Origin of the sequence: Fundidesulfovibrio terrae, assembly GCF_022808915.1 — a bacterium.
Taxonomy (GTDB): domain Bacteria; phylum Desulfobacterota; class Desulfovibrionia; order Desulfovibrionales; family Desulfovibrionaceae; genus Fundidesulfovibrio; species Fundidesulfovibrio terrae.
In genome coordinates, this window is the sequence record NZ_JAKZFS010000001.1 from 500,040 (window position 1) to 526,465 (window position 26,426).

Annotated in this window: 24 protein-coding genes; 8 read left to right on the forward strand and 16 right to left on the reverse strand. The window is 65.8% G+C overall.

The window, feature by feature from the left end; genetic code table 11:
- Positions 1-61 precede the first annotated feature (61 nt).
- The 6 genes from ML540_RS02265 to ML540_RS02290 all read right to left on the reverse strand — a co-directional run bounded on the left by ML540_RS02265 (position 62) and on the right by ML540_RS02290 (position 7,043).
- A complete protein-coding gene (locus ML540_RS02265) occupies positions 62-1,354 on the reverse strand; it encodes a diguanylate cyclase (RefSeq protein WP_243358249.1) in 1,293 nt (430 codons plus the stop codon).
- A gap of 127 nt (positions 1,355-1,481) precedes the next feature.
- The gene (gene sppA / locus ML540_RS02270) at positions 1,482-2,411 is read right to left on the reverse strand and encodes a signal peptide peptidase SppA (RefSeq protein ID WP_243358250.1); all 930 of its coding nucleotides are present in this window, start codon (positions 2,409-2,411) and stop codon (positions 1,482-1,484) included.
- Positions 2,398-4,122 (reverse strand): 30S ribosomal protein S1, encoded by a 1,725-nt coding sequence (locus tag ML540_RS02275; protein ID WP_243358251.1) that lies wholly within the window; start codon positions 4,120-4,122, stop codon positions 2,398-2,400. Before ML540_RS02275 ends, sppA begins: the two co-directional genes overlap by 14 nt.
- Before the next feature lie 93 nt (positions 4,123-4,215).
- A complete protein-coding gene (locus ML540_RS02280; RefSeq protein ID WP_243358252.1) occupies positions 4,216-5,517 on the reverse strand; it encodes a hemolysin family protein in 1,302 nt (433 codons plus the stop codon).
- A gap of 75 nt (positions 5,518-5,592) precedes the next feature.
- Complete coding sequence (locus ML540_RS02285) at positions 5,593-6,057, reverse strand: universal stress protein (protein WP_243358253.1); 465 nt, start codon at positions 6,055-6,057, stop codon at positions 5,593-5,595.
- A 2-nt stretch (positions 6,058-6,059) separates the two neighbouring features.
- A complete protein-coding gene (locus ML540_RS02290) occupies positions 6,060-7,043 on the reverse strand; it encodes a hypothetical protein (protein WP_243358254.1) in 984 nt (327 codons plus the stop codon).
- 156 nt (positions 7,044-7,199) lie between these two features.
- Here ML540_RS02290 and ML540_RS02295 point away from each other — a divergent pair, with 156 nt between their 5' ends.
- Positions 7,200-7,928 (forward strand): DUF2231 domain-containing protein, encoded by a 729-nt coding sequence (locus ML540_RS02295; RefSeq protein WP_243358256.1) that lies wholly within the window; start codon positions 7,200-7,202, stop codon positions 7,926-7,928.
- Between the two features lie 109 nt (positions 7,929-8,037).
- A complete protein-coding gene (locus ML540_RS02300; protein ID WP_243358257.1) occupies positions 8,038-8,247 on the forward strand; it encodes a hypothetical protein in 210 nt (69 codons plus the stop codon).
- A 95-nt stretch (positions 8,248-8,342) separates the two neighbouring features.
- Here ML540_RS02300 and ML540_RS02305 read toward each other — a convergent pair whose 3' ends face one another.
- The 9 genes from ML540_RS02305 to ML540_RS02345 all read right to left on the reverse strand — a co-directional run bounded on the left by ML540_RS02305 (position 8,343) and on the right by ML540_RS02345 (position 17,230).
- Positions 8,343-9,281 carry a UbiA family prenyltransferase gene (locus ML540_RS02305; protein WP_243358258.1) on the reverse strand — a complete coding sequence of 313 codons (939 nt, stop codon included), beginning with the start codon at positions 9,279-9,281 and terminating at the stop codon, positions 8,343-8,345.
- Positions 9,282-9,376: 95 nt separating this feature from the next.
- Positions 9,377-9,982 carry a class I SAM-dependent methyltransferase gene (locus ML540_RS02310; RefSeq protein WP_243358259.1) on the reverse strand — a complete coding sequence of 202 codons (606 nt, stop codon included), beginning with the start codon at positions 9,980-9,982 and terminating at the stop codon, positions 9,377-9,379.
- Positions 9,983-10,111: 129 nt separating this feature from the next.
- Positions 10,112-10,612: a hypothetical protein gene (locus ML540_RS02315; RefSeq protein ID WP_243358260.1), complete on the reverse strand. Its 501-nt coding sequence runs from the start codon at positions 10,610-10,612 to the stop codon at positions 10,112-10,114.
- Between the two features lie 131 nt (positions 10,613-10,743).
- Positions 10,744-10,938: a hypothetical protein gene (locus ML540_RS02320; RefSeq protein ID WP_243358261.1), complete on the reverse strand. Its 195-nt coding sequence runs from the start codon at positions 10,936-10,938 to the stop codon at positions 10,744-10,746.
- A gap of 86 nt (positions 10,939-11,024) precedes the next feature.
- The gene (locus ML540_RS02325; RefSeq protein ID WP_243358262.1) at positions 11,025-11,561 is read right to left on the reverse strand and encodes a hypothetical protein; all 537 of its coding nucleotides are present in this window, start codon (positions 11,559-11,561) and stop codon (positions 11,025-11,027) included.
- Between the two features lie 288 nt (positions 11,562-11,849).
- Positions 11,850-12,545, reverse strand: a complete 696-nt coding sequence (gene ubiE / locus ML540_RS02330; protein WP_243358263.1) for a bifunctional demethylmenaquinone methyltransferase/2-methoxy-6-polyprenyl-1,4-benzoquinol methylase UbiE — start codon at positions 12,543-12,545, stop codon at positions 11,850-11,852.
- A gap of 6 nt (positions 12,546-12,551) precedes the next feature.
- Complete coding sequence (gene rimO / locus ML540_RS02335) at positions 12,552-13,859, reverse strand: 30S ribosomal protein S12 methylthiotransferase RimO (RefSeq protein WP_243358264.1); 1,308 nt, start codon at positions 13,857-13,859, stop codon at positions 12,552-12,554.
- A gap of 9 nt (positions 13,860-13,868) precedes the next feature.
- Complete coding sequence (locus ML540_RS02340; protein WP_243358265.1) at positions 13,869-16,802, reverse strand: glycosyltransferase family 39 protein; 2,934 nt, start codon at positions 16,800-16,802, stop codon at positions 13,869-13,871.
- Positions 16,799-17,230: a hypothetical protein gene (locus tag ML540_RS02345; protein ID WP_243358269.1), complete on the reverse strand. Its 432-nt coding sequence runs from the start codon at positions 17,228-17,230 to the stop codon at positions 16,799-16,801. The genes ML540_RS02340 and ML540_RS02345 overlap by 4 nt, the downstream gene beginning before the upstream one ends.
- Positions 17,231-17,321: 91 nt before the next feature.
- Here ML540_RS02345 and ML540_RS02350 point away from each other — a divergent pair, with 91 nt between their 5' ends.
- The 6 genes from ML540_RS02350 (at position 17,322) to ML540_RS02380 (ending at position 25,954) form a co-directional block, all read left to right on the forward strand.
- Entirely contained in the window at positions 17,322-19,733 is a 2,412-nt protein-coding gene (locus ML540_RS02350) for a mechanosensitive ion channel domain-containing protein (protein ID WP_243358271.1), read from the forward strand.
- Positions 19,730-20,923 (forward strand): two-component system sensor histidine kinase NtrB, encoded by a 1,194-nt coding sequence (locus ML540_RS02355; RefSeq protein WP_243358273.1) that lies wholly within the window; start codon positions 19,730-19,732, stop codon positions 20,921-20,923. Before ML540_RS02350 ends, ML540_RS02355 begins: the two co-directional genes overlap by 4 nt.
- Positions 20,924-22,042 carry an XTP/dITP diphosphatase gene (locus ML540_RS17900; protein WP_341482616.1) on the forward strand — a complete coding sequence of 373 codons (1,119 nt, stop codon included), beginning with the start codon at positions 20,924-20,926 and terminating at the stop codon, positions 22,040-22,042. It abuts the gene before it with no gap.
- 65 nt (positions 22,043-22,107) lie between these two features.
- Positions 22,108-23,931 carry a glutamine--fructose-6-phosphate transaminase (isomerizing) gene (gene glmS, locus ML540_RS02370; protein ID WP_243358275.1) on the forward strand — a complete coding sequence of 608 codons (1,824 nt, stop codon included), beginning with the start codon at positions 22,108-22,110 and terminating at the stop codon, positions 23,929-23,931.
- A gap of 7 nt (positions 23,932-23,938) precedes the next feature.
- Positions 23,939-25,393: an N-acetylmuramoyl-L-alanine amidase gene (locus tag ML540_RS02375; RefSeq protein WP_243358277.1), complete on the forward strand. Its 1,455-nt coding sequence runs from the start codon at positions 23,939-23,941 to the stop codon at positions 25,391-25,393.
- A gap of 222 nt (positions 25,394-25,615) precedes the next feature.
- Positions 25,616-25,954: a hypothetical protein gene (locus ML540_RS02380; protein WP_243358278.1), complete on the forward strand. Its 339-nt coding sequence runs from the start codon at positions 25,616-25,618 to the stop codon at positions 25,952-25,954.
- Between the two features lie 10 nt (positions 25,955-25,964).
- Here the strand turns inward: ML540_RS02380 and ML540_RS02385 are convergent, their stop codons facing one another.
- Positions 25,965-26,426: a winged helix-turn-helix transcriptional regulator gene (locus ML540_RS02385; RefSeq protein ID WP_243358279.1), complete on the reverse strand. Its 462-nt coding sequence runs from the start codon at positions 26,424-26,426 to the stop codon at positions 25,965-25,967.

Here is a 26,426-nt window from a genome sequence, read left to right on the forward strand (position 1 = left end):
AATCGATCTCGAACGGAACGGCAGGAGGGCTTCGCCTCCGGAGGCGGGGCTTAGCCCGGAATCAATTCTCGGCGCAGGAGAACGGAATTCCCTGGGCGATGATCACCCGGTTCTTCCCGGCGTTCTTGGCTTCGTAGAGGGCGTTGTCCACCCTGCGGATCAGGGTCTGGCTGGCTTCGTCGTCCTGGTACTGGGCGACGCCGATGCTGACGGTCAGCTGCCGGTTGATGCCGAAATCCTGCGCAGCGATGGTTTCGCCCAGTTTGCGGGCCCCGCTGAGGGCGCCGTCCAGGGAGGTCTGCGGCATGACGACCATGAATTCTTCGCCGCCGAAGCGGCAGACGATGTCCGTCACGCGCACGCAGGTAGAGATGGTCCGCGCCAGGGACACCAGCACGGAGTCTCCGGTCTGGTGTCCGAACAGGTCGTTGACGGCCTTGAAGTCATCGATGTCCAGCATGACCAGGCACAGGTCGGATCCGTAGCGCTTGGCCCGCCCCATCTCGCGGGACAATTCCGTCTCGAACGCCTGGCGGTTGCCGACGCCGGTGAGGAAGTCGCGCCCGGCCAGTTGGTAGAAGCGGGTCCGTTCGGATTCGATCCTGGAGATGTCGGTGAAGGTGAGCAGGTGCAGCTCCTCGTCGTGCAGGCAGACCTGATCGATCCTGAGGAGGTAGCGGGCCGGGTGGCTGTGCTTGGGGGAGGCGATGCCGGCCAGGATGAATTCGCGTCCGGCATGGCGGGCAAGCCACGGCAGGATGCTCTGCGGCAGGGAGGACTGGGCCATGCCGTGGCGCAGGGCCAGGGTGAAATTCCCGCGCAGGTAGGGGCCGAGTTCCTGGCGTTCGGACGCCTGGCGGGGCAGGATCTGCTGGGGATCGTTGAAGTAGAGGACATGGTTGCCGTCGGTGAGCAGGTGGCAGTTGGGCACGTTGGCCAGCAGGCCGTCGGAGAGCGCCCTGCGGTAGGCGTCGTGCTTGCGCTTGCCGATCTCGCCCGAGGCGCGATGGAGGCCGCTGAAAATGTCCTCGGCGTGGTAGGGCTTCTTGATGAAAAGGTTCACCCCGAGTTCGATGGCGTCGAGGTAGAACCCTTCCTCGCCGTAGCCCGAGGCGACGATGACGAAGGGGTCGCCGCCGGTGTCGCGAACGCCGCGGATCATGGACAGGCCGTCCATGCAGGGCATGCGGATGTCGGTGATGATGACGTCGGGCGAGAGCCGCCGGTAGTATTCCAGGCCGGTGACGCCGTTATCCGCCTGAATGACCTGGCAGACTTTGGTCTCCAGGGCCAGGGTGAGGCCGAGACGCGAAGGGGCGTCGTCCTCGACGATTAACACACTGAGATTGTTCAATCCGTGTTGCGTCATCCCAACCGCGCCATGCCTGTAAAGAATTTGGAGGCAGAATTTCACGAAACAACGACTGTGTCAACGAGGTCCGAAGAAATCGCGGGGAACTGGTATGCAGGGAGGCTAAGGTTTATTCGGCGCGCAGATCAAGGCCGGACTCGGAGGCAGTCATGCCGTGGACAAAGGCTGCGCCCATGCGGCCGAAGAATTCCTCGAAGCGCGAGGTCTCCTTTTTGGGGCCGCGCACCAGCCTGGGATGCTTCTTGGAGACCCCGGCGAGCTTCTTGAGTTCCTCCAGGGCGTCTTCCTGGCCGCCCATCTTGTCCACCAGCCCGATGGTGAGGGCGTTGGCCGCGGTCATGGCCTTGCCCTGCAGGGAGTTGATGGCGTCGGGGCTCAAGTTGCGGGACTGGGCCACGTCGGCCACGAAGATGTCGCGCAGATCGGTGATGAGTTCCTGGAGGTAGGCCTTGTCCTCGCCGGTCATCTCCCGGAAGGGGGAGCCCGCGTCCTTGAGCTTGCCGGTGGTGAAGCTGTTGAAGGAGAAGCCCAGGCGCTCGGACGCCTCGCGCACGTTGGGGAACATGCTGCGCACGCCGATGGAGCCGGTGATGGAGCCGGGCAGGGCGTAGATGACCTTGGCCGGGCAGGCGGCGTAGTAGCCGCCGCTGGCGGCCACGGAGCCGAAGGACGCCACCACGGGCTTTTTCTCGGCCAGCTTCTTCACGGCCCGGAAGATCTCCTGGGAGGGGCCGAAGCCGCCGCCGCCGGAGTTCACGCGCAGGAGCACTCCCTTGACGGCGCCGTCCTCGCGCAGCTTGCGCAGAAAAGCCACCATGCGCGCAGAGGATTCGATGGTCCCGTCCAGGTAGGCCACGCCGATCTGCTCGGAGTCGGGCCACGCGAAGGCGAACTCCTCGTCCTCGAAGGAGGCCGAAGAAAGAAAGGCCATGGCCCCCACAGAGAGGGCCATGGCCATCAAAAGCACGCCGAAGGTGAACAGCACCGGGTGGCGCTGCCTGAAACCCTTCGGCGGGTTGGTCTCGTTACTGCTGGGCATCCTCTTGCTTCTGGCGCAGGAGGTCGCCCAGGCCGACACCCACTTCGGGGCCGGAGGTGCGGTATTCCTTGGCCTTGCGCTTGTCCTCGTCGTCCTTCAAGGACTTGATGGACAGGCCCAGGCGGCGCTCGTCGGCGCTGACGTGGATGACGCGGGCTTCGATCTGGTCGTTTTCCTTGTACAGCTCGGCCGGGGTCTTCACCTTCTTGCGGCTGATCTCGGAGACGTGAACCAGGCCCTCGATGCCTTCCTCCACCTCGACGAACAGACCGAAGTCGGTGATGTTGGTCACGGTGCCCTTCACGGTGGCGCCCACGGGATAGCGGGCGGGCACGTCGTGCCAGGGGTCGTCGGAGAGCTGCTTGATGCCCAGGGTGAACTTCTCGGACTGCTTGTCGACGGTGAGCACCTTGGCGCGCACGACGTCACCCACCTTGAACATCTCGCCGGGGTGGCGGACCTTCTTGGTCCAGGAGATGTCGGACACGTGGATGAGGCCGTCGATGCCGTCCTCGATGCCGATGAAGATGCCGAACTCGGTGATGTTCTTCACCGTGCCCTCGAGCACCGCGCCCTCGGGGTAGCGGTCGGCCACCAGATCCCACGGGTTGGGCTTCACCTGCTTCATGCCGAGGCTGATGCGCTTCTTGTCGGGATCGACGCCAAGCACCACCACTTCGACCTCGTCGCCCAGGTGAACCATCTGGGACGGATGACGCAGCTTGCGGGTCCAGCTCATCTCGGAGATGTGCACCAGGCCCTCGACTCCGGCTTCCAGCTCGACGAACGCGCCGTAGTCCACCAGGTTGGTGACCTTGCCGGACATGCGGCGGTCCATGGGGTACTTGTCGGCGATGTTCTGCCAGGGGTCCGGGGTGAGCTGCTTCATGCCCAGGGAGACCTTCTGCTTCTCCTTGTCGAAGGAGAGCACCTTCAGCTCGAGCTCGTCGCCCAGGCTGACCATCTCCTTGGGATGCTTCACGCGCTTCCAGGACATGTCGGTGATGTGCATCAGGCCGTCCAGTCCGCCCAGGTCGACGAACACGCCGTATTCGGTGATGTTCTTGACGCGGCCGGTGACGGTCTGGCCTTCCTCCAGGGTGGTGAGCAGGTCACGGCGCAGGGACTCGCGGCGCTCCTCGAGGAGCACGCGGCGCGACACGATCACGTTGGAACGGCGGCGGTTGATCTTGAGAACGCGGAATTCGAATTCCTTGCCCACCAGAGCGTCCATGTCGGGCACGGGGCGCAGGTCCACGTGGGAGCCAGGCAGGAAGGCTTCGACGCCGCCCAGGTCCACGGTGTAGCCGCCCTTGATGCGCCGCTGGATGCGGCCGGTGATGATGTCGTCCTTGTCTTGGAGGTCTTCCAGCTTGTCGAAGAGCTGCATCCGCTTGGCGCGGTCGCGCGAAAGGTGGATGGTGCCCTCGGACTCGTTCTTGCCCACGACGTAGACGTCGATCTCGTCGCCCACGCCGACGGTGACGTTGCCCTCGGGGTCGGTGAATTCCGACACCGGGATCTGGCCTTCGGACTTGAAGTTCACATCCACCAGGATGTGCTCCTTGCCCACGCGCACCACCACGCCCTTGGTGATGACGCCTTCCTCGAGATCCCCGAAGTCTTCGTTCAGGTAGTTCTCGAGAGCGGCCTCGAAATTGACTTCCATGTCAGTGGGGGTAGAAGTTTCAGACTGTTCAGTGTTGACCATGAGTTGGTTGACCTCCAACAGGATATTCCCTCGCAAAAGGATTCAGACCCGTACCCGAAAAGCCCAGCACTGACAACCGATAAAACGCCCATCTCAAGCCTTTTCCAGGTTGTTTGAGAGCTTTTGCACAAGGACGCGGTCCACCCTTCTTCCGTCCATGTCCACCACCTCGAAACGGCAGCCGCCGTGCTCGAAGCTGTCGGCCACCGAAGGGATGCGCCCCAGGGCGTGCAGCACGAATCCGGCCAGGGTCTGGAAGTCACCCTCGGGGGAGTCCTGGTCCAGAAGGTCGAACACCTCGGCCACCGGGGTCATGCCATCGATGAGCCAGGAGCCGTCCTGGCGCACGGCGATACGCGGCTCGCGGGAATCACCGGGCAGCACCAGGTCGCCCACGATGGCCCGCAGCACGTCGGTGAAGGTCACCAGCCCTTGCACGTCGCCGAACTCGTCCACCACCACGGCCAGGTTCTGTCCGGAAATCTTGAGCTGTTCCAGGAGCTTGAATGTGGTCGTCGTCTCCAGCACGTGGGGCGGTTGGATGAGCACCGGCAGAACGTCCAGGGCGCTCTCGCAGACGTTCACGGCCAGGAGGTCCTTGGCCTCGGCCACACCCAGCAGGTTGTCCAGGCCGCCGCGCACCACGGGGAAGCGGTTGAAGGGCGTGGCCCGGATGATCTCCGGGATGCGGCCTGGCTCGTCCAGGTCCAGGGTCACGATGCGCGAGCGGTGGGTCATGAGCGTGCCCACCGGGCGGTCGCCCAGGCGCATGACCCGCTCCAGCATGTCTCGCTCGGCCTCCTCCAGCACCCCGGCCGTGGCGGCCTGGCGCACCAGGAGCCTCAACTCCTCCTCGCTCACGTGGGAGGCGCGCTCTTCCTTCACCCCGAAGGCGCGGAGCACCAGCTTGGCGGACGCCGACAGCACCGTGGACAGGGGCGCGGCCACGGTGAGCATCACCGACACCGGCCGCGCCAGCCGGGAGGCTATGGCTTCGGGCGCGGCGATGGCCAGGCGCTTGGGCACGAGTTCGCCGATCACCAGCGTGGCCAGGGTGATGCCCGCCACCACCAGGCCGAAGCCCAGCCCGCGCGCGTAGGGGGCCAGCGCGGGAATCTCCGCGAGCAGTTCCTCGGCGTGGTGGGCCAGCGAGGCTTCGCCGTAGGCGCCCGACAGGATGGTCAGCAGGGTGATGCCGATCTGGAGCGTGGCCAGGAATGCCTCGGGCTTCTCGGAGAGTTCCAGGGCGGTCCTGGCCCCGCTGCTTCCGCGCGAGGCCATCTGGGCCAGTTTGGCCTTGCGCGAGGTGACCACGGCCATCTCGGCCGCCACGAAGAATCCGTTGGCCAGGATCAGCGCGAAAACAGCGCAGGATTGCAGGATGAAGGAGAGCATGATCGCGTCCGTCTACCGCCGGGCCGGGCGCGATGCAAGGCCCGCCCGGCGGTCATGGGGCAGGGCGGGGGCGCGTCACGTCACCACCCACACCGCCCGGCCCTTGGAGTTGTGCACCGCGGCCTTGGACACGCTGCCCAGGAGAAGCTCCTCCCGGGCGCCCCGTCCCTGGCGGCCCAGCACCAGCACGCCGGCCCCGCGCCGGGTGCATTCGTCCAGGATGCACTGGGCCAGCGACGGGCAGCGCAGTTCCTGCACCTCCTCGGTGATGGCGGCCGGGTCGATTCCGGCCTTGGCCAGAATGCGGGAGTATTCCTCCAGATAGCCGATGGCCTCGGAGCGCTGGTTGGCGATCCATTCGAGGCGTTTGGCGGGATCGTTGGCGAAATAGTCCGGGTCGGGCTCGGCGACGACGTGGAGCAGCGTGAAGCGGAAGCCTCGCGTGCCGGCGAGCACCTCGGCCACATGCTCCACGGCGCGGCGGGAGTTGTCGGAGCCGTCCACCGCCACCAGGATGTGTCTGGCGCTTGCCTGTTCCATGGTCATTCCTCCGGGAGCGGAAGGTCGTCCTGGATTGCCGCGAGGTCCTCGAGCATATCCCCGGCGTGCTGGTAGGACAGCGTCGCCTGGTTGGAAAACTGGACCAGAATGCGGTTCAGGGATTCCGGGATGTAGGGGTAGAGCTTCTTCAGGTTGGCGACCCTGTTCTGCCAGACCAGCGAGGTGTCTTCCCAGTACAGGGTGTCGAACACGCCGGGATGGTCGCGCTTCACGTCGCTGACGATGGTGTCGCCCTTGCCAGCCAGAAATATCAGGATGTTGCCGAGCCCGATGATGTCCAGGCTGAAGATGTTCTCCAGGTGCAGGAAATTGTAGTCGAAATCGATCCAGCGGAAGCGGCCCGTGCAGGACTCTACCAGGATGTGGTCCCGGCGCACGTCGCCGTGCTTCTCCTCGAGCGAATGCAGCAGGGCGATGGCCTCCACACTCTCCATGAAGCGCCGGAACACCGCCGGAAACGCCTGGTGGAAATACTCCTCGTGGCCGCAGTCGAAGGCCAGGATTTCGTCCTGCAGGCTCCTGCCGGAGACCACCTCCAGGACGCGCACCCGGTTTCCTGCTTCGTCGAGCAGGGTGGTCCCCTGCATGAAGCCGGGGTTGCCCCGCACCAGCTCCAGGATGCGTGATTCCTTGCCCGGGCTGCGGAAGCACTCGACCTCCATGTCGCCGATGCGGGTGTTGAATCGCTCGTAGAAGACCAGCTTGAGGATGTTGCGTTCGCACGTGGCCAGGTTCCTGGCGCGCTTGACCCAGTATTTCACCTCGTCGTCCAGGCCGAAGCGGCCCTCGCGGGCGTTGTTCCCCACGAGGAAGCGGTGGGTCTCGTCCAGGAAGATCACGTCGCCGGAGTTGATGGAATAGAAATCGGTGGTGTCGGTGAAGATGCGGGGAGCCTCGAGTTCCCGTCCGGGGAACAGGCGGTGCAGATCCTCGAGGATTTGGTCCCGGCAGGCCGGCATGTCCATGGCTTTCCACCTCAGATACCCTGATGCATGGACGCACGGGGGGAGTCAAGAGGGGGATGAAACCCTTGGGGCGCGCGGCCTCGTTCTCGACAGCGCGGGCCGCTTGGTGTACCCCCAAACTAGCATATTTCCAGGACATCACCAGGAGCGCCGCCAATGCCCGAAGAACAGAGGATTTTCACGCTGGACGAGCTGGCCAGGTACGACGGTAAGGACGGCCGCCCGGCCTACGTGGCCTACAAGGGCAAGGTGGTGGACGTGACCGGCTCCAAGCTCTGGAAGGCCGGACGCCACATGAACCGCCACGACGCAGGGCTGGACCTCACCGTGGACTTCTCCCAGGCCCCCCACGACGAGGACCGCCTGGCCCGCTACCCCCAGGTTGGGGTGGTGGCCGTGGAGTGCGCCGTGGAACGCAAGGACGGCCACGACCAGGAACTTCCCTGGCTCCTGCGCAAGAGCCCCTTCTTCCGTCGTCATCCCCACCCCATGACCGTGCACTTCCCCATCGCCTTCGCCACGGGAGCGGTGATGTTCCTGGCGCTCTACCTGGTGACCGGGGCGGACCTCTGCGAGGCCGCCGTGCACGCCATGAACATCGCCGGGGTACTTTTCACGCCCGTGGCCATCGTCACGGGCTTCTTCACCTGGAAATACAATTACGCCCTGAACTTCATGACGCCCGTCAAGGTGAAGCTTCTGCTTTCGCCCGTGCTGCTGCTCCAGTTCGCGGCGGCGGTTATCTGGTGGATGGTGAATCCGGCAGTGCTTTCCGGCGGCGGAGCGGGGGCGTCCCGGTTCGCGCTGCTGGTGGCCTCAATGCTGCCGGTAATGGGGGTTGTCGGCTGGTTCGGAGCGGGGCTTACGTTCCCCACGCACGAGTAGGAGCAAGAGTTCAAGAAAGAGAAGAGGAAGATGCCTTCGGCGGCTTCGCGCAGACCGGCGGGGAATCATCCGGGCGCGGACCGGCGTCGGAAGAATCGGGAGAAGGGTGATGAATAATCTGCTCGAGTACAAATACCTGGTTCCGTTGGCGCTCGTCCTGGGCTTCGCGCCGTTCTACCCGCAGCCCCACATCATGGAGAAACTGCACATGCTCTTCGAAGGGACGCTCAAGAAGCCCATCGATATCTTCGATCTCTTCTGGCACGCGTGGCCCTTCGCCCTGCTGGGATACAAGGTCTACCGCGACCTGACGAGTTGAGCTTCACGGCCGCTCACGCCCCCTGAAGCCATACCGGATCCGGGGAAAGAAGTTCCCTGGCGGGGGAAGCCGCAGCGCCCTCTTCCCCTTCTTCCCTACCGGACCGCCATCCAGGCCACCACAGCCCCGAGCATCACCAGCGGGAAGTAGCTAGCTTTCGTGAACAGCTTCGAGGCGCTGTACCGCGAAGGGGCGATCATAAGCATGCGCGCCTGCCAGGGCATGATCCAGATGTTGAGCGCCGTGGCCGCGATCACCAGCGTTTTCGGTAGCTTGGCCGCAGACAGCCCCAGCAGCGCCCCGGCCAGAACCGTGGCCGCGCACAGCGTCCAGAAGCTCACCCTGGCCGCGCGTGCGGTGCCGAGCACCACGCACATGGTCTTGGCTCCCTGGCGGCGGTCCAGCTCAAGGTCGAACCAGTCGGCCGGGATGTTCTGCCCGCCAATCTCCCAGCAGAAAGTGATGCAGAAGAGCAGGGCCGGGAACCAGAGCGGTGCGGCCGGGTCCACGGCCAGCACGGCGGCCACGCCGCCCAGCGACTTGACCACGCCGTTCACGAGCGCGCGCAGGTGGCTCACCTTGAGCAGCCAGCAGTAGCCCACCTCCAGGGCGCATCCTCCCAGCAGCAGCAGGGCGCACACGGGGTTGAGAATGTACGCGCCCAGAAGGGAAGCCACGGCCCAGCAACCGGCCCAGACGAGCCCCTCGCGCATGGAGATCAGGCCCATGGCCATGGGGTGGCGGGCGTAGACGGCGTCCAGGTAGCCGGAGTTGTCGCCCTGCCCGTCAAGAAAGTTGTTCCGGTCGGTCTTGTAGTCGGCCAGGTCGTTCAGGGCGTAGACGGCGGTGTACCCCGCGAACACGGTGAAGATGCCCAGCAGCATGACGCCGGCTGGAGGGCATTTCCCGAGCCAGAGCAGGGCGGCGGCCACGGGCATGGCCATGTCCATGACTCCGTGCGGTGTGCGCGACAGGGCCAGGAACGGTTTGAGGCGGTTGAAGGCCCCGGAGGGCAGGGCCGCGGACAACTGCATGAAGGCTCCTCTTGCTTAGTGGTCCTGTTCCGGGTCGCTGGTTCCCAGACCCTTGAAAACCCGGTGCCGAGAGGCGGGGTCGGCCAGGACCTGGGTCATGGGTCTTCCCTCTTGACGGCGACGCCCAGCATGGTCATGTGCGACTCGTGGTGTCCCGGCAGCAGGACGAGCCCCTTGTCGGCCAGGGCCGCCTTGAACTGCGGGGCCTGGAAGCGGTCGTGCTCGGGGTGGGCCACCACGTGCCGCAAAAAGGCGTTGGCGTAGAGCCCCTGGAAGATCTCCTCGATGTAGAAGGCCCCGCCGGGCTTGAGCACCCGGGCCACCTCGGCGATGCCGCGCCGCCAGTCCTCCAGGTGGTGGACGATGCCGAAATTGAACACGGCGTCCAGGCTGGCGGATTCGCAGGGCAAGTTCTGGGCGTCGCCTTCAATGACTTCGGCCACTCCGTCCGCCACCGGTCCTGCCAGGCGCTTGCGCGCCAGGCGCAGCATGGCCGGGTCGGGGTCCAGAGCGGTGAGCTTGCGGGGCTTGAAATATTCCAGGATGAGCTGCGCCCCGGCCCCGTTGCCGCAGCCGATCTCCAGCGCGTCGCCTCCCGGGGCCATCTTGCGCATGCCGCGCCACATCTGGGCCTGGCCGCGCTGGATGAAGCGGCGCACGAACGAATTGCAGAAGAAGCGTTCCGGCCAGTTCACGAACATGACCGGCATCCGGGGCTAAGGGTGCGTTTTTCCATCATTTAGAAATAATGACGAACACCACCCGAGGTGTCAAGGAAGAACGGGCGCGGATACACCGGGACATGCGGCCGCGCCCGTCACAAAGACCGCCTATTTCTTCTTGGCTTCCTTGAACTTGATCATCACGCCTTCGGCCTCGGCGGTCAGCTCAAGGCCCTTAGTCCTAGAGCGCAGCTCGAGTTCCACGCCGTTTGAGTTCTTGAGCCAGATCTCGCCCTTGCCCTCGGTCCCGGTGTAGCCGCTCTTGAGCTGCACGTAGGCCCCGGGGAAATCCTCGATCCGGGTGAGGTTGTAAACCTCGCCCTCGCATACGGCCTTGGACCCGCCGAACTCGCCGATGCCGATGCCGCCCAGCTCGAAGGCGTAGGTCTTGCCGCGGAAGGTCAGCGTGCCTTTGCCCCCGGAAGCGCCTATGAGGAACCCTGCCTGCCCCAGGGTCAGGGAGACCTTGCCCGAGGGCGAATCCGCCTTGGCCGCGGGTTTCGGAGGGGCTTTATCCTGGGACAGGGCGGCCTGGGGCGCGAGAAGCGCCGTTACGGCAAAACAGCAGAGCAGGATGCTCAAGACCTTCATCGCGGTGCGGATGTTCATGATGTCGCTCCTCCCCGGGATTGGACGCATGGATTATTCTTCATGCCATATCCGCGTGGGAATGACACGGGTGTTTTTCCTTTTTCAGGGCCTGGGGCTGGCTCAAGGACGGCAACGTATGGGGCGGCCCGTCATTCCTTGTGCGCACGGTGGCTTTTCTTGGGTTCCCCCATCATGGACTTGAAGATGGTGGTGACGTAGGCGAAATAGTCCTCGGCCTTGCCTTCCTCCCTGGCCCGCTTCATGGCCTCCTTCCATTTCTCCTCGGCCTCCTCCAGGGGCATGCCGTGTTCCTCGGCCAGTTTCTTCACGTACCCGGTAGGCATGGGAGCCTCCCTGCGGACGGCGGCCCTGGCCGCCTCGTTTGCCCCGCCGGAGGCGCTCCCGTACGCAAGCGCCTCCGGACCAGGCGTCAGCGGCCCGGACATCCGCTGCGTATGGCCTCGCAGTCGCTTATGCAGTTGGGCCGGTCGTAGCGCTGCCTGGGCGAGATGCCCTCGCATCCGGCCATGCAGTTTCGCCACTGGCTTTCACACGATTCCATGCTTCTCGCCGGGGCGACGGGAACATACACTTCGGGCTGCCTGGGGATGATGACGGCCTGGGGGGGAGGGCTCAGGTCCTCGATGTAGATCACCGTGCCGGTCGGTTCGCGGTAGTAGAGCCGGCCCGTGGGGTCGGAAATGTAGGCCCGCTCGTCGCCCTCGATGTAGTAGAGGCCGCCGCCGGTCTGGATCTCCTGGCGTACGATGAGGTGCAGCGCCCCTCTGCTGTCCACGTAGTAGTCCTGCTCGGCCTGGCGGACGATGCGTGGGGCCGGAGCGGGCGCGACGACGGTTTCGGTGGATCGGGAGGCCGCTTGTTGTTTGGCGCAGCCCGGGAGGATAAGGAGCAACAGCAATCCGGAAAATGAGGACAGTAAAACCAGCTTCATGCAACGTATGGACATGGCGATCCTCCGTGTCGTGAGAGTGGTAGTTGTCAACCATTGCACCATTTTTGCGTGCGGCGTCAAGGTGCGGGGAATAAAGGCTTTGGAAATTTCATCGTGCAATGGCGGGAGTTTGCAGATGTCCTGCGCAGCATCAGTGGAGCATGGTTTTTCGGTGGCGCATAACGGGTGAAAACCATTGCGCATAATTCCGGTTGTCCCCGGAAGGGGAACTCCGGACTCGTGGCGGGGGCTTGGGGGGAGGAAACGAAAAAGGCTGCCGGAAACCGGGGTGCGGGTGGGGGGCTAGGGCTTCGCGCCCGCGTGTATCCTGGCGACGCCGCCGGTCAGCGGCGTCTGGCCCACCTGGGTGAAACCGGCGCGTCTCAACTCGGCCGAGAATTCCTCCGGGCCGGGGAAGGCGTACACGGATTCCATCAGATAGGAATAGGCGTAGTCCGTGCGCGAGAGCCAGTTGCCGAAGGGCGGCAGCACGTGGTCGAAGTAGAGCTTGTAGAGAAAGCGCAGCACGGAGTTGTCCGGCAGGGAAAACTCCATGACGTAGAGCCTGCCGCCGGGCTTGAGTATCCGGAAGAACTCGGACAGGGCCTGGTCGCGCTCCTGCACGTTGCGGATGCCGAAGGAGATGGTCGCCACGTCGGCGCAGGCGTCGGGCAGGGGCAGACGGCGGGCGTCCCCGGCCGCCATGCGGATGCGGTGGCCCAGGCCGCGTTTTTTCAGCTTGAGAAGGCCCACCTTGAGCATGGCCGGAGTGAAGTCCACACCGACGATGCTCGCTCTGGGGCGCTGCCGGGCGATCTCCATGGCCACCTCGGCCGTGCCCGCGGCCACGTCCACAACGGTCACCGGGCGGTCCGCCGGAATGAGCCGGGCCAGCTTCTTGCGCCAGAGCACGTCGATGCGCAGCGACAACATGCTGTTTTGCATGTCGTAGCCCTCGGCGATGGTGTCGAACATCCGTCTGACTTCGAAATCGCGCATGAGGAGCTAACCTGCCAGGGCCACGAGGTCGTAGGTCTTGGCCTCTTCCACGGTGGCCCGCACCATGGCTCCGGGCTTGACGCCGGGGCCGGACACGTAGGTCACGCCGTCGATCTCGGGCGACTGGAACCACGCGCGGCCCACGTGCAGCCCGGGCCATTCCGGATGGGGGGCGTCCACCAGGATGTCCAGCTCCTGGCGCTCGAATCCCGACAGCCATTCTTCCGAAATCTCGGCCTGTGCGGCCATGATGACCTCGCGCCGCGACTGGCGGGTCTTCATGCCCACCTGGCCGGGCATGGCCGCGGCCGGGGTGCCTTCCTCGCACTGGAAGGCGAACACGCCCAGGTGCTGGAAGCGCACCTCGCGCACGAAGTTCATGAGGTAGTTGAAATGGGTGCGGGTCTCGCCGGGGTAGCCCACGATGAGGCTGGTGCGGATGGCCGCCCCGGGGAAGCGCGAGCGCACCAGGTCGATGACCCGGCGCGGGTCCTTGGCGAAGGGGCGACCCATGGATTTCAGGATGTCCGGGTGGGCGTGCTGCAGGGGAATGTCGAAATAGGGCAGCAAGGGCTTGCCGGCGGATTTCATGAAATCGAGCAGTTCCGGCGTGAGCCCGGCCGGATAGAGGTACAGCAGGCGCAGGCGCTCGAGTCCCGACAAAGGCAGCAACCGTTCCAGGAGCGCCCTCAGCGAGGAGGGATCGGCCATGTCCTGGCCGTAGGCCGTGAGGTCCTGGGCCACCAGGATGATCTCCTTGCGGCCGCTGGCCAGGATGGCCTTGGCTTCGGTCTCCAGGTCCGCGAGGGGGCGGCTTGCGAGCCTTCCCCGGATGGAGGGGATGGTGCAGAAGCGGCAGGCGTGGCGGCATCCCTCGCTGATCTTGAGGTAGGCGTAGCTCGCGGGGCTGGAGAACAGCCGCGCGGGCTGGGCGTTCGCCTTGCGCTTAAGGGCCAGGGCGATCTTGGCGGGCCAGTCGGGCAGCTCGTGGGTGGTGAGCCACAGGTCCACCTCGGGCATGCCGGATTTGAGGTCCTCGCCGTAGCGGCTCACCAGGCACCCGGCCACTACGAGCAGGGGCTTGGGGGTCAGGCCGCGCAAGGCCTCGGCCGCGCCGAGGATTTCCGAGAGCGATTCCTCGACTGCCGGGCGGATGAAGCCGCAGGTGTTCACGAGCACCACGGCCGCGTCCTCGGGCCGGTCCACAGGCTTGGCGCGGCCGGGCAGGCCGCCCAGCAGGTATTCGGAGTCCACCAGGTTCTTGGGGCAACCCAGCGATATGGTGTATATGGGGATGTCGGAAGAGGGCGGCATGTCGCTATCCTACTGTGATATTTCCAGTCTGTCGAAAAAAACAGGTCGTATTGGGCTCGTGAAGATGCCAAAGTCGTTGAAGCTCCCTCCGTCGGCCCAAACCGGGACCATATCCCGGAACGGCAGGAGCGGTGCGGAACGCGTGTCGAGCTTGGCCTCGATGACCATCTCGAAGCCGTCGCCGGACCACAGCTGCGCGGCGTCGCCTGAAAGCGTGAAGAAGAGGTCCAGGCTGTTGGCCGGCTTTTTCAGAGCGAGCACGCTTACGCGCCGGACCGGGCCGTCCCATATGCCGGAGCCGGAGCTTCGGAAGGAGCCGAGCACGGTCTGCTCCGCCTTGTCCACGGACGCGGACAGCGTCACGCTGTTGTGGCGTCCATGGTCGGAATGAAGCCTTGGATACCAGACGACGCGCACTTCGGTCATGGGGAAAAAGCTGGCGAAGCTGAATCCGAAGCGGCACTCTTTTTCGGATGAGCAGGTGAGGCAATCCTGCCCGGGCAGTGTCCGCAAGGAACTGTAGGACGTCAGCTGCCCAGGGGTGAAGGCTTGCGCGGTGAAGCGCGGCCTCAACGACAGGCGGCCCTCCCCGCCGGGGACGACTGTGACGGTGGTTCCCGGCGGCGTTTTCAGCAGCAGCGGGAAGGATGCGTCCCCCATGTGCAGCACGGGGTAGTCCAGGCGTCCGGACAGGACGTATCCACCCGAGTCGGCGGGCGTCGCGGGATGCACGGGCATGGCGGTGCCCCCGACGTGCATGAAGGGGGATTGGAGCAGCGGATCGTGGTAGAGGAATCGAATGGTTCCGGCGGCATCCGCGAGAGCGGCTACGGGGCGGTCCCCAGGGTGGCGGCTCAGGTAGGACGAGAGCGCCTGTTTCGCGCCGGGCGCGGCCAAGTCGAAAACGTAGGGGCCGTCCATGTCGAGCGGCTCCGAATCCTCCGAGTAGGCGTACACCTGGGAATTGGCGGCGATGTGAGCCGCGTAAGCACTTGCCTCGTCGAAGTCGACCATGGAGGCGGCACTGGAGCCGGGAGCGAAGGACGCGTCGAAGGCCAGGTACGCCAGCGCGAAATCACCGTTGCGCTCCCCCTTGTGGAAGCGCGCCAGGAACCGGATGGAGCCTTGGCTGGTGAGCTCGGCCGGGAACTTCAGGATGAACTCCCTGGTGCCCGCGGCCCCTGTTTTCGCGAACACGGATGCGTCGACGCGGGCCAGCGTTACGGTCTTGCCGTCTGGTCCCGCCGCCAGCAGTTCCAGGACGGTGTCCGGGGTGATGAACTCCACGCGCGAAAGCTGCACGCCCAGGCGGACCGTCAGATCTTCGATGGCGCGCCCAGTGGGGTTGGCGAAGGTGTATTCGACCTCGCCGGGAGCAGTGAGGTCGTACTGGGCCATGTTGGTGAAATCCGGCTGGACGCAGACATTGTGAAGCTTCGAGGCGTCCGAATAGGCTCGGAAGTCACCGAAGCGATCTTCGTAATGCCAACGCCCTTGGGAGTCCGGGACGATGAGCAGCGGCGCGCGGTTTAGGATGCCCATCCTGGAGGTCTGCATATCGTTGATCACCCGGGCGCCTTCGGGACTCGCGGCGCCGGTATTGCGCAGCACCACGGCCCGCTTATAGCCCGTGGCGTCTAGGGACTCGGCCCCGGCGTACACTCCCGGGAGATACCAATCCGCGATGGCTTTGTGCTGGCGGCTCTTGCCGAACAGCAGGTAGCGCGCGTTGTATTGCTGCCGGGCCAGCCAGGACATGGGCTCCTTGTAGCTGTCCAGGGGGTTGAGGAAATGGTCGGGGTAATGGGCCAGGCTCATCCAGCACAGCGCCAGCGTAAGCGCTGCTCCCATGGTCCATCGCGCGGCGGACTCGAAACGCCCCGCCGTGTGCGAGGCGAGCCCGGCCAGCCAGTCGACTCCGGCCCCGATCATCGTGGCCAGGAAGAAAAAAAGCGGCATCAGGTATTTGGGGCTCAGGCCGAAGGCGATCTTGGCGTTGTAGGCGGCGATCACGGGGAGGAAGGTCCACAGCGCGAGCACCAGGAACTGGAACAGTCGTCCGCGCGCCGCGAAGGCGGCCGTGCCCGCCAGTGTGACCCCCACGGCCAGCGGTCTCAGGTCGAATTGGGAGAAATAATGCGGGGCCAGGAAGGGCGGCAGCAGCTTCAGAAATCCTTCGAGGGTGAAGGGGCGGGTGACCGAGGGGTCGTGGAAGGCGAAATACGTATTGATCTGGCCTCCGACCCAGGGAAGATAGATCACTCCGGCCGTCAGCAAGGCCAGGAGTACCCCCGCCGCCCTCCGGTTGGCGGGCTTGCCGCCGGGTGACGAGAAGGCCCGCCAGATTCCCAGGCTCAGCACCAGGGAGCCCAGAAGGGTCACTGCGGTGTACGATGAATAGCACAGGGCCGCCGCGCCGAGGGCCAGAAACGCGAAATGGCGCTTGCGCCCGTCCTGAAGCACGGCCAGGAACATCCACAGCGTGAAGGTGGCCGCCAGGAAGGTGAGTGAATACCACCGTGCGTCGCGGGAATAGCTGACATGAAAGGCGGTCAGGCTCACGAACAGGGCGGCCCAGATTCCGGCCCTGGAGCCGTACAGGCGCCTGACCATCTGGTAGACCACTGGGATGGTCAGGGTGCCGAAGACCGCGTTCGGCAGCTTGAGGAAAAAATCCGTCCTGCCCATGAGCAGGCTGAAATGGATGAACAGGTGGTGCAACGGGGGACTGCAGTCGGTCGAGACCGGGGACGGCCCTTGGAATTTGAGGCTGGTCCAGAGCTCGTCCAAGGGCAGCATGGCCCGGGTCACGGTGACGATCTCGTCCCACCAGGAGTGCTGCTGGTCCAGTAGGTAGAAGCGCAGGGCGAAACCGGCCAGGGTTATGGCAGCTACGATCCAGGCCCGGGCAGGGCGGGAGGAGGGCTCAGGCGCGAGGATCATCGGGCCTCCAGGACGATTCCGTCCAGGGATGCCAGGGCTCCCTGGGGGATGACGCCCAGGATCAGGCCGTCCACGTCCTGGGAGAGCAGCAGGGTGACGGGGCGCCCCGCGTTGGCGATCAGGAGCGCTTCCAGGCCGCCCGCTCCGTCGAGGCGCAGCTTGCCCTGGCCGTTCTTGAGCGGAAAGCCCACGCCCGCCTGGGTGAAATACTCCCCCTTGTCGGTGGCCACGCGAACCCAGGCGTCCTGGGCGTCGCGGCTTACGGATACGACGGTGACCTCCAGGGCGGAGGAGCGCTGTTCCGCCATGTCCGCGGCGTGCGCCCGGCCCCACGGCGCGAGCAGGGCCAGTATGCCGAGTGACAGGACTATTCGCCGTAAGCGGCGCGACAGGGACGGCTGGCTGGAGCTTCTGGTTGAATGCGTCACGATTCTCGAATATTCGGAAGGCCGGGAATCATCCCGAGGTTGTGTTGATATGGACATACTCTGCAATGAGACTGCCTGTAAAAGGAAATCCATGCCGCGAATACGAATATCGGGCTTTCTTCTCGTCGTCATCACCCTTTTTGCGGTGAACCCGCACCCGGCCCGTGCCGAGGAGGGCGAGAGCTGGAAGCTCATGCTCCAGCGCAACTACGAGGAACTCCAGTATCAGATCGACTACGTGGACGGCGTGTCCCAGAACCTGCCTGGCATGGTCAAGCAGACCCGCCAGGACCTCTCGGCCCTGCGCAAGAAGCTGGACGAGCTCATGGTGCTGGGTCGGGCCACCGGCGGCAATCCCATGGAGCTGCGGGCCATCCTGGCGGGGCTGGAGATTCTCCAGGCCCGCGTGGACGCCGTGACCCAGCCCTTCCAGAAGGCCGACACGGACCTCAAGAAATTCCAGGAGCGCCTAGCCGAACTCGAGACCGAGTTCGCCCGCCAGGCCGCCGAAGGCCCCTCCCAGGACATCAACAAGGCCCTGGGGGATTTCCTGGGCGACCTGCGCAAGCTCAAGGGCAAGCTCGGCCGGGTGAAGACCGTGCTGGACCAGGGCTTAAGCCCCACGCGGGACCTGCAGTCGGGCATCGGGCGCTCGGCCCAGGCCGTGACGGATCGCATCCCCCGCGCCTGGAAGGACTACTACCTCGCCCCGGGCAAGGCCTTGCTCTCCCTCGGTGCCTGGCAGGAGGCCAAGCAGCGCCTTGGCGACCCCTCCCGGTTCGCGGGAGTGTACTCGGCCTTCCTGGACGGCGGCGAAGCCCACCTGCGCGACGTGCTGGTGCGCCTGCTGGGGCTGGCGGCTGTGCTGGTGGGCGCATCGGCCGTGGCGCTCAAGCGCCTCGGGACGCGCATCCCCGGCTTCAGGATGACCCGACCCCTGGGCTGCCTGGCCTGGCTGAGCCTGGGCGCGGCCGTGCTCTGGGCCACGTCGGGGCCTGCCTTCGTGCTGGTGCGCGCGGAGACCAGCGCCCTGGCGGAGATACTCATGGCCCGGGGCGTACTCGGCCTGTCGTGGTTCTTGCGCTCCTGGCAGTTGGGGGAGGCGGCCCCGGCGAAGAATCCGGCCGGGCTGCACTGGTGGATGTTCGCCTGCGCGGTGCTCTTGCAGATGCCCTGGATGCCCGAGGCCCTGCGCGGCGGGGCCTGGGTGGTTATCCTGGCCTTGGCCGGATGGCTGGTGCGGCGGGCCGGGGCCAGGGCTGCCAAGGCGGCTGTGGCGGACCAGGCCGGATCGGCCTGTCTGGCCGCCCCGGCCGACGTGGTGTCGCGGCTGGCCGCGTGGTCCGGCTGGATCTATCCGGTGCTGTGCCTGCCCGCCTTGTTCGGCTGGATGAACGTGACCATGCTCGCCACCGAAGGGTGGTTCCTGCTGCTGGTCTTTTTCCAGGCCGGGCTCGGCCTGTACGGGCTGGTGGAGCGCCTTGCGGCACGGCCGTCTTACGATCTGGCCTCGGAACTGGCCAAGGGGCTGGTCGGCGGCGTGGCCCTGCCCCTGACCGCCATCAGCATGGCCGGATGCTTCCTGTTCTGGCTGTCCATGGCCATGGGCGGGCGCAGCGTGTTCTGGTCGCTGGTCAGCGCCGACGTGGAGGAGAGCGGCTTCAGCCTGGACCTGGCCCGCCTCTCGGCCATGTTCATCGGTTTCTATCTGGCGCGCGCCGCCACCCGCGTGGCCGACCGGCTCATCGCCGAGCTCCCGGCCCGGCGCCCGGACCTGGAGCGCGGCGTGCTCAACCTTTTGGAGACCCTGTCCACCTACCTGGTCTGGGGCGTCTACGTGCTCACGGCCATGCGCCTGGCCGGGGCCAGCTTCACCAGCCTAGCGGTGGTGGCCGGCGGCCTGTCCGTGGGCATCGGTTTCGGCCTGCAGAACATCATCAACAACTTCATCTCCGGCCTGATCCTTCTTTTCGGGCGCTCGGTGCAGGCCGGGGACATCCTTCAGATCGGCGAGATATGGGGCGTGGTGCAGCGGGTGAACATCCGCAACACCATCGTGCAGACCTTCGACAACGCCACGCTTTTCGTGCCCAACTCGGACCTCATCGCCCAGAAGATCGTCAACTGGTCCCACAAGGACCGCCGGGTGCGGCGCTCCCTGGAAGTGGGCGTGGCCTACGGGTCGGACACGGCCCGGGTGCACGCGCTTCTTGTGGAGGCGGCCTCGGCCCACCCGCACGTGCTGGCCGACCCCAAGCCCACGGCCCAGTTCACGGCTTTCGCGGACTCCTCGCTCAACTTCAAGCTGCTCTTCTGGGTGGACGACCTGGACAACGCCGGGCGCACATCCTCGGAGATCCACATGGCCGTGGAGCGCATCTTCCGGGAGAACGGCATCGGGATTCCCTTCCAGCAGCGCGAGGTGATCACCGGCGCGCGGCCCGACCCGGAAAGGCAAATTGGCTTTGACTCCGCACCCGAAGCAGGTAGAAAAGAGCCATGAACCAAACCCCCTCCGACGCGGTCGGGAAGGTCTGCGCCCTCACCCTGGCCCAGGAGCGCAACCTGCTCTCTTCGGTGATCGACCAGATTCCCGACGACATCGTGATCCTGGACGCGGCGTCGTGCGTGGTGGACGTCAACCGAGCGGTCACGGACCGGCTCGGAGGGAAGCGGGAGGAATACCAGGGCAAGCCCTGCTGGGAGGTCCTGGCCGGTTTCAAGGGCATCTGCGAGCCCGAGATGGACGTGTCCCGCTGGGAGGCCGTGCGCCATGGCGGCAAAAGCGAGGAGGTCTACACCTCCGTGGATTCCCACGGGCGCATGCAGTATTTCCGGGTGTACCTCTATCCGGTCATGGACGGCGCGGGGGCGCTCTCCCACGTGGTGGTGCTGCGCCGCGACGTCACCCAGGGCACCTACATGGAGCGCAGGCTCCAGCAATCGGAGAAGCTGGCCGCGGTGGGCGAACTCTCCACCTACGTGGCCCACGAGATAAGAAACCCGCTCTTCGCCATCGCCGGATTCGCCAATTCGCTTCTGCGCTCGGGCTCCCTGGACGACAAGGCCCGCTCCAAGGTGTCGGTCATCCTGGAGGAATCCAACCGCCTGGACAAGATTCTGAAAAGCCTGCTCAACTTCTCCCGCCCCACCCAGGGCATGGAAGGGCAGGTGGACGTGAGCCGGGTGGCCGAGGCCACCATGGAGCTCATGTCCCTGGCCTGCCAGAAGCAGGGCATCGAGGTGCGCGTGGAGGCGGGCAACGGACTGCCCATGGTCCACGGCGACCCGGAACTCATCAAGCAGTGCATCATCAACATGGTGAAGAACTCCATGGAGGCCATGCCGGGCGGCGGCCGCATCGACCTGCGCTGCTACATGCGCGGCGACAGGGCCGTGGCCGAGGTGGCCGACACCGGCGCGGGCATCCCGCCTGAGAACCTGGACCAGGTGTTCAACCCCTTCTTCTCCACCAAGGACAAGGGGGCGGGACTGGGCCTGGCCATGATCAAAAAGATTCTGGACGAGTCCGGAGGCTCGGTCGAGCTGGAAAGCGAAGTGGGCAAGGGCACCACGGTGCGCCTGCTGCTCTCGCCGCTCATGGCCGCCGACGAGTCCGACGTGTCCGGCAAGGCCGCGCCGCGTCATGATTCCAAGTGGATCGCGGGCGTGGGAAGCAAGGAGGAGGCGTAAGTGACGCAGGTGGTGCTGGCCACGCGAAACCTTGGCAAGGTGCGCGAACTGCAGGCCATGCTGGAAGGGCAGGACATAGAGGTCCTCGGGCTGGACCGGTTCCCGGAGATCGGCGAGATCGAGGAGACCGGCGAGACCTTCGAGGACAACGCCCGGCTCAAGGCCAAGGCCGTGAGCGAGGCCACGGGCCTCATCGCCCTGGCCGACGATTCGGGGCTGAGCGTGGACGCCCTCGGCAATGAACCCGGCGTGCGCTCGGCCCGCTACTCGGGCGAGAACGCCACCGACGCCTCGAACAACGAGAAGATCCTCGAGGCCATGAAGGACGTGCAGGGCGACAAGCGGGCCTGCAAGTTCATCTCTGCAATCGTGGTCCACGCCCCGGACGGGCACGAGTTGGTCTTCCACGGGGTCTGGTTCGGCAGGCTCGGCCTGGAGCCCAAGGGCGACAACGGCTTCGGCTACGATCCGCTCTTCTACGATCCGGAACTCAGGCTCACCGCCGCCGAGATGACCTCCGAGCAGAAGAACTCCCGCAGCCACCGCGGCCGGGCCATGCGCGAGCTCATGAAATATTTTCCCGGCTTCGTGGACAAGCTTGCCCGCGAGGCCGCCATGACCCCCGAGCAGCGCGACTTTCGCGACAGGTACGAGGGCGTGAAGGGCTGGCTCAAGTTTTTGAGCATGGCCATGATGGGCGCGGTGCCGCTTTTGGCGGCGTTCATCGTCTCGCGCAACTTGAAGTTCATGCAGGCCTTGGAGGCCCCCGGAGGCCCTCCGCGCGAGCTGGCCGCCGAGGTGGCCAAGGCCCTGACCCTTGAGAACGTCCTGGCCACGATGGTGGGATTCCTGGTGTTCTGGGGCGGCATATCGCTCTACCGTCGCAGGAAGGGCGCGGTGCTCCTGGCCAAGATCGCCTGGCTGGCCGTGCCCCTGGCCAGCGGCGTGGAATACCTTGCGACCCAGTATTTCGCCTATCCCCCGAACGTCAGGGACATGGCCTCCATGGCCGCCCTGGCCAACGCCCTGCCGGGGCTCTTCGCGGCCACCATCGCTGTCTACTATCTGACCGTTTCCAAGCGGGTGAAGGCCACCTTCTTTCCGGACGGGGCTTCTTGACAGCCGCCCGGCTTTTCGCACACTGACCATAGCCGATTTTGACAAACTCCGACAAAGGATGAACCATGTGCGGCATCATCGGATATAGCGGACACCGTCCCGCCGTGCCCGTCATCATCGAAGGGCTCAAGCGCCTGGAATACAGGGGATACGATTCGGCCGGAGTGGCCTACGTGCAGCGGGGCGAACTGCGCGTGGTGCGGGCCGAGGGCAAGCTTATCAACCTGGAGAACCGGCTGGCCGAGTCCCCGTCGCACACCGCCACCTCGGGCATGGGGCATACCCGCTGGGCCACCCACGGCCTGCCCGTGGAGCGCAACGCCCACCCCCACCGCGACGCTTCCGGCAAGATCGCCCTGGTGCACAACGGCATCATCGAGAACTACCAGGAACTGCGCGAGGAGCTTAAAAGCCAGGGCGTCGCCTTCGCCTCCGAGACCGACACAGAGGTCCTGGCGCAGCTGGTGGGAAAGTACCTGGCCGAGACCGGCAAGCTGGACCTGGCCGTGTCCAAGGCCCTGTCGCGGGTGGACGGCTCCTACGCCATCTGCGTGGTGTCGCTGGAGCATCCCGGCATCCTGTACGCCGCACGCAAGTCCTCGCCGCTGGTCATGGGCGTTGGCGTAGGCGAGAATTTCGTGGCCTCCGACATCCCGGCCTTCCTCCCCTACACCCGCGAGGTGGTCTTCTTGGAGGACGGCGAGATGGTGCGCATCGACGCCAATTCCTGGAAGGTGATGGACGCCGCCACCCTGGAGCCGGTGGAGAAGACCCCCCAGCACATCGCCTGGGACGTGCAGGCGGCCCAGAAGGGCGGCTACAAGCATTTCATGCTCAAGGAAATCTTCGAGCAGCCCCGGGTCATCTCCGACTGCCTGGCCGGGCGCATCGACCACAAGGCCGGCAAGGCCCACCTGCCGGACCTGGAAGGCTTGCCCGCCCCCACGCGCCTGACCATCGTGGCCTGCGGCACCAGCTACCACGCCGGGCTGTGGGGCATGTACCTGCTTGAGACCTGGGCCAAGATTCCCACCCGGGTGGAGATCGCCTCCGAGTTCCGCTACCGCGATCCGATCCTGGGCCCCGGCGACACGGTGCTGGCCATCTCCCAGTCCGGAGAGACCGCCGACACTCTGGCCGGGATGCGTCTGGCCCGCGAGCGCGGGGCCACGGTCATTGGGCTGTGCAACGTGGTGGGCTCCACTGTCTCGCGCGAGTCCGACCGGGTCATCTACACCCAGGCCGGTCCGGAGATGTCCGTGGCCTCCACCAAGGCCATGTGCTCCCAGCTGACGCTCTTGACCCTGCTGGCCCTGCACTGGGGGCAGGAGAAGGGCGTGCTGCCTCCGGACGCGCGGGCCAACTGCCTGAAGGCCCTCACGCACCTGCCGGACATCCTGGCCGCGGAGCTTCCGCGCATGCGCACCCGCGCCCAGGAGCTGGCCCGGGCCTACTCCGAGGCCCGCAGCTTCCTCTACCTGGGGCGCGGCCCGTGCTATCCCCTGGCCCTGGAGGGCGCGCTCAAGCTCAAGGAGATCAGTTATATCCATGCCGAAGGCTATGCCTCGGGCGAGATGAAGCACGGCCCCATCGCCCTCATCGACCCCAAGTTCCCCACCTTTGCCCTGGCCCCCTGCGACGAGCTCTTCCCAAAGGTGAAATCCAACCTGGAGGAGGTGCAGGCGCGCGGTGGCAAGGTCATCGCCCTCACCCGGGCCGGGTCCGAGCTGCACGTGGACCACGCCTGGGAGGTGCCCGAGGTGTGGGGGCCCATGAACACCTTCATGCTCCTGCCCGCGCTGCAGCTCTTCGCCTATGAGATGGCCGACTACCTGGGCAAGGACGTGGACCAGCCGCGCAACCTGGCCAAGAGCGTCACGGTGGAGTAGCCCCGAAGTGAAGTTCAGGACCTTTCTCGCGTTTGCCGCCGTTCTCTGGGCCGGACTGGTCCTGTTCACCGTGCCCGCCTGGGCTGAGTCCGCGCAGCCCGGGGCCAAAGACGCCGCCGCTTCCGCCCGGACCGGCTCGAAACCGGCCGGGAAATCCGCGAAAAAGGACGCGCCCAAACCCGCCGCCGGGGCCAAGGCCCCGAAGAAGGCCGTGGTCACGGACGTGCAGGTCTATTCCGGACGCGACTATTCGCGCATCGTGCTGGTGCTCTCAGGCGAGGCCGGGCGCAAATGGCAGCTCCTGCCGCCGGACCCCAAGGACGGCGGCGTGCGCCGCCTGTATGTGGACTTGGACGATACGGTGATCAAGCCCGGGGTGCCCAGCCGCTTCGACGTGCGCGGCGACGTGGCCCGCAAGGTGCGCCTGAGCTATTTCAAGCCGGGCGTGGCCCGCCTGGTGGTGGAGGTGGAAAACCTCAAGAACCAGCAGGTGTTCGAGCTGGAGAATCCCTGCCGGGTGATCGTGGACGTGCAGGGCGAGGCCTCCAAAAAAGATCCGGCCCAGGCCAAGGGCGCGGAGAAGGACGCATCCGGGAAATCCGCCAGGGACAAGGCGGGCAAGGACGGCTCCAAGGCCAAGACCGACGGGAAGGGCGCGCAGGCGTCCGCGCCCTCGCCGGTGATGGCCGACGACGGCAAGCCCGGCTCCCCAGGCGTGAACCTGGCCACCCCCGGGCGCCGGAAGATGGCCAAGCAGCTGGTGGAGCAGCTGGGGCTCACGGTGCACACGGTGATGGTGGACGCGGGCCACGGCGGCAAGGACCCCGGCGCGCACGGCCCCGGCGGACTCTATGAGAAGAACGTCACCCTGGAGGTCGCGAAGCTCCTGGGCAAGCGCCTGGAGCACATGGGCTTCGAGGTGCTCTACACCCGCTCCCAGGACAAGTTCGTCCCCCTGGAGGTGCGCACGGCCATGGCCAACGCGCGCAAGGCCGACCTGTTCGTGTCCGTGCACTGCAACGCGCACCCCGATCCGGGTTCGTCGGGCCTGGAGACCTATTCGCTGAACCTGGCCTCCACCGCCGACGAGGTGCGTGTGGCCGCCCGCGAGAACGCCGTGGACCCCAGGCGCATCTCGGACATGCAGAAGATCCTGGACGACCTCATGCACGCCTCCAAGCTGACCGAGTCGCGCGACTTCGCCAAGACCACGCACCAGTCGGCCCTGTCCCAGGCCCGCAAGAGCCTCAACCTGCGCGACCGGGGACTGCACGAGGCTCCCTTCTACGTGCTGCTCGGGGCCAAGATGCCCGCCATCCTGGTGGAGATCGGCTACATCACCAACCCCGCCGAGGCCGCCAAGCTGCGCGACGCCAAGTACCTGGACGGCCTGGCCCAGGGCATCGCCGACGGCGTGAAGGCCTACAAGGAACGCATCGAACGCTTCGCGGACAAGGGGTAACGGGGACCAGGGAGGACGCCCGGGGAGAGGCCGGATCGTTGGCGGTGGACGGCTGCGGCCGGCAAGGGGAAGCCTCCGGCGGCCACTGGAACCAGCCCCTTTGGAATCCCGTTTTTTGAGACGTTCAGGGGGGTGTCCGGCTGAGAGGGCGTTCGCCCCCTTAAGATTGTTTGCCTCTCGGCCGATTCCTGGTATGGGTTTGTCAAACCAGGAGGATTTGCCATGAAAAGGTGTCTTTTGGCTCTCGTCTGTATGGCCGCTCTTTCAGGGAGCGCCCTGGCCCAGTCTTCGCCCTCGTTCACCTATCCCGGCCTCGAAGGCCTGCTCTACAGCGGCATGACCGCACAGCAGCAGAACGTGTACAACGCCATCCAGGTGTACATGAACTACTCCACCCAGGTGGTCACGGCCGCCGCCTACAGCAGCGCCCAGAAGAAGCTCCAGAACGGGGAGACGCTCACGGCCTTCGACAACACGCTCCTGGCGCGCGGGCCGTTCGCCATCACCACCGGCAACCAGGCGTTCGTGCCCATCGGCGGCACGACCACCACGACGCCGTAGCGGAACGGGGTCAGACCCTTGCGCCGCCGCTCCGGGACAGGCGGACAGTCCCGGAGCAGGCGGAGCCGTCGCCTTCAGGTGCCGGAGCCGCAGGCTCGTCCGGCCGCGCCGTCGCGTCCTTTTCCGCCTCGATCTCCCTGGCCCAGGCACTCAACTCCTTGAGAATGGGCACCAGCCCCGCGCCTCGCCCGGTGAGCGAATACTCCACCCTTGGCGGCACCTGGGGATGCGCCCGGCGCAACACCAGTCCGTCCGCCTCCAGTTCGCGCAGCTGCTGCGTGAGCATCTTCTGGGTCACGTTGGGCATGAGCCTGCGCAGCTCGCCGAAGCGAAGCGTCCCTTGCGCCCCCAGCAGCCAGAGGATGATGGGCTTCCACTTGCCGCCCACCATCATGAGCGCCAGCTCCATGGAGCAGTAATACTGTTTGCCGTTGTGTTCCTTGGGGATGCAGCGGGGAGCGTTCTTGGTCAT

What these genes read in the sequence shown, in the direction of transcription:
- sppA (WP_243358250.1), bottom strand. Translation starts at nt 2,411, where the DNA reads ATGCCCAGCAGTAACGAGACCAACCCGCCGAAGGGTTTCAGGCAGCGC.
- ML540_RS02275 (WP_243358251.1), bottom strand. Translation starts at nt 4,122, where the DNA reads ATGGTCAACACTGAACAGTCTGAAACTTCTACCCCCACTGACATGGAA.
- ML540_RS02280 (WP_243358252.1), bottom strand. Translation starts at nt 5,517, where the DNA reads ATGCTCTCCTTCATCCTGCAATCCTGCGCTGTTTTCGCGCTGATCCTG.
- ML540_RS02285 (WP_243358253.1), bottom strand. Translation starts at nt 6,057, where the DNA reads ATGGAACAGGCAAGCGCCAGACACATCCTGGTGGCGGTGGACGGCTCC.
- ML540_RS02290 (WP_243358254.1), bottom strand. Translation starts at nt 7,043, where the DNA reads ATGGACATGCCGGCCTGCCGGGACCAAATCCTCGAGGATCTGCACCGC.
- ML540_RS02295 (WP_243358256.1), top strand. Translation starts at nt 7,200, where the DNA reads ATGCCCGAAGAACAGAGGATTTTCACGCTGGACGAGCTGGCCAGGTAC.
- ML540_RS02300 (WP_243358257.1), top strand. Translation starts at nt 8,038, where the DNA reads ATGAATAATCTGCTCGAGTACAAATACCTGGTTCCGTTGGCGCTCGTC.
- ML540_RS02305 (WP_243358258.1), bottom strand. Translation starts at nt 9,281, where the DNA reads ATGCAGTTGTCCGCGGCCCTGCCCTCCGGGGCCTTCAACCGCCTCAAA.
- ML540_RS02310 (WP_243358259.1), bottom strand. Translation starts at nt 9,982, where the DNA reads ATGTTCGTGAACTGGCCGGAACGCTTCTTCTGCAATTCGTTCGTGCGC.
- ML540_RS02315 (WP_243358260.1), bottom strand. Translation starts at nt 10,612, where the DNA reads ATGAACATCCGCACCGCGATGAAGGTCTTGAGCATCCTGCTCTGCTGT.
- ML540_RS02320 (WP_243358261.1), bottom strand. Translation starts at nt 10,938, where the DNA reads ATGCCTACCGGGTACGTGAAGAAACTGGCCGAGGAACACGGCATGCCC.
- ML540_RS02325 (WP_243358262.1), bottom strand. Translation starts at nt 11,561, where the DNA reads ATGTCCATACGTTGCATGAAGCTGGTTTTACTGTCCTCATTTTCCGGA.
- ubiE (WP_243358263.1), bottom strand. Translation starts at nt 12,545, where the DNA reads ATGCGCGATTTCGAAGTCAGACGGATGTTCGACACCATCGCCGAGGGC.
- rimO (WP_243358264.1), bottom strand. Translation starts at nt 13,859, where the DNA reads ATGCCGCCCTCTTCCGACATCCCCATATACACCATATCGCTGGGTTGC.
- ML540_RS02340 (WP_243358265.1), bottom strand. Translation starts at nt 16,802, where the DNA reads ATGATCCTCGCGCCTGAGCCCTCCTCCCGCCCTGCCCGGGCCTGGATC.
- ML540_RS02350 (WP_243358271.1), top strand. Translation starts at nt 17,322, where the DNA reads ATGCCGCGAATACGAATATCGGGCTTTCTTCTCGTCGTCATCACCCTT.
- ML540_RS02355 (WP_243358273.1), top strand. Translation starts at nt 19,730, where the DNA reads ATGAACCAAACCCCCTCCGACGCGGTCGGGAAGGTCTGCGCCCTCACC.
- glmS (WP_243358275.1), top strand. Translation starts at nt 22,108, where the DNA reads ATGTGCGGCATCATCGGATATAGCGGACACCGTCCCGCCGTGCCCGTC.
- ML540_RS02380 (WP_243358278.1), top strand. Translation starts at nt 25,616, where the DNA reads ATGAAAAGGTGTCTTTTGGCTCTCGTCTGTATGGCCGCTCTTTCAGGG.
- ML540_RS02385 (WP_243358279.1), bottom strand. Translation starts at nt 26,426, where the DNA reads ATGACCAAGAACGCTCCCCGCTGCATCCCCAAGGAACACAACGGCAAA.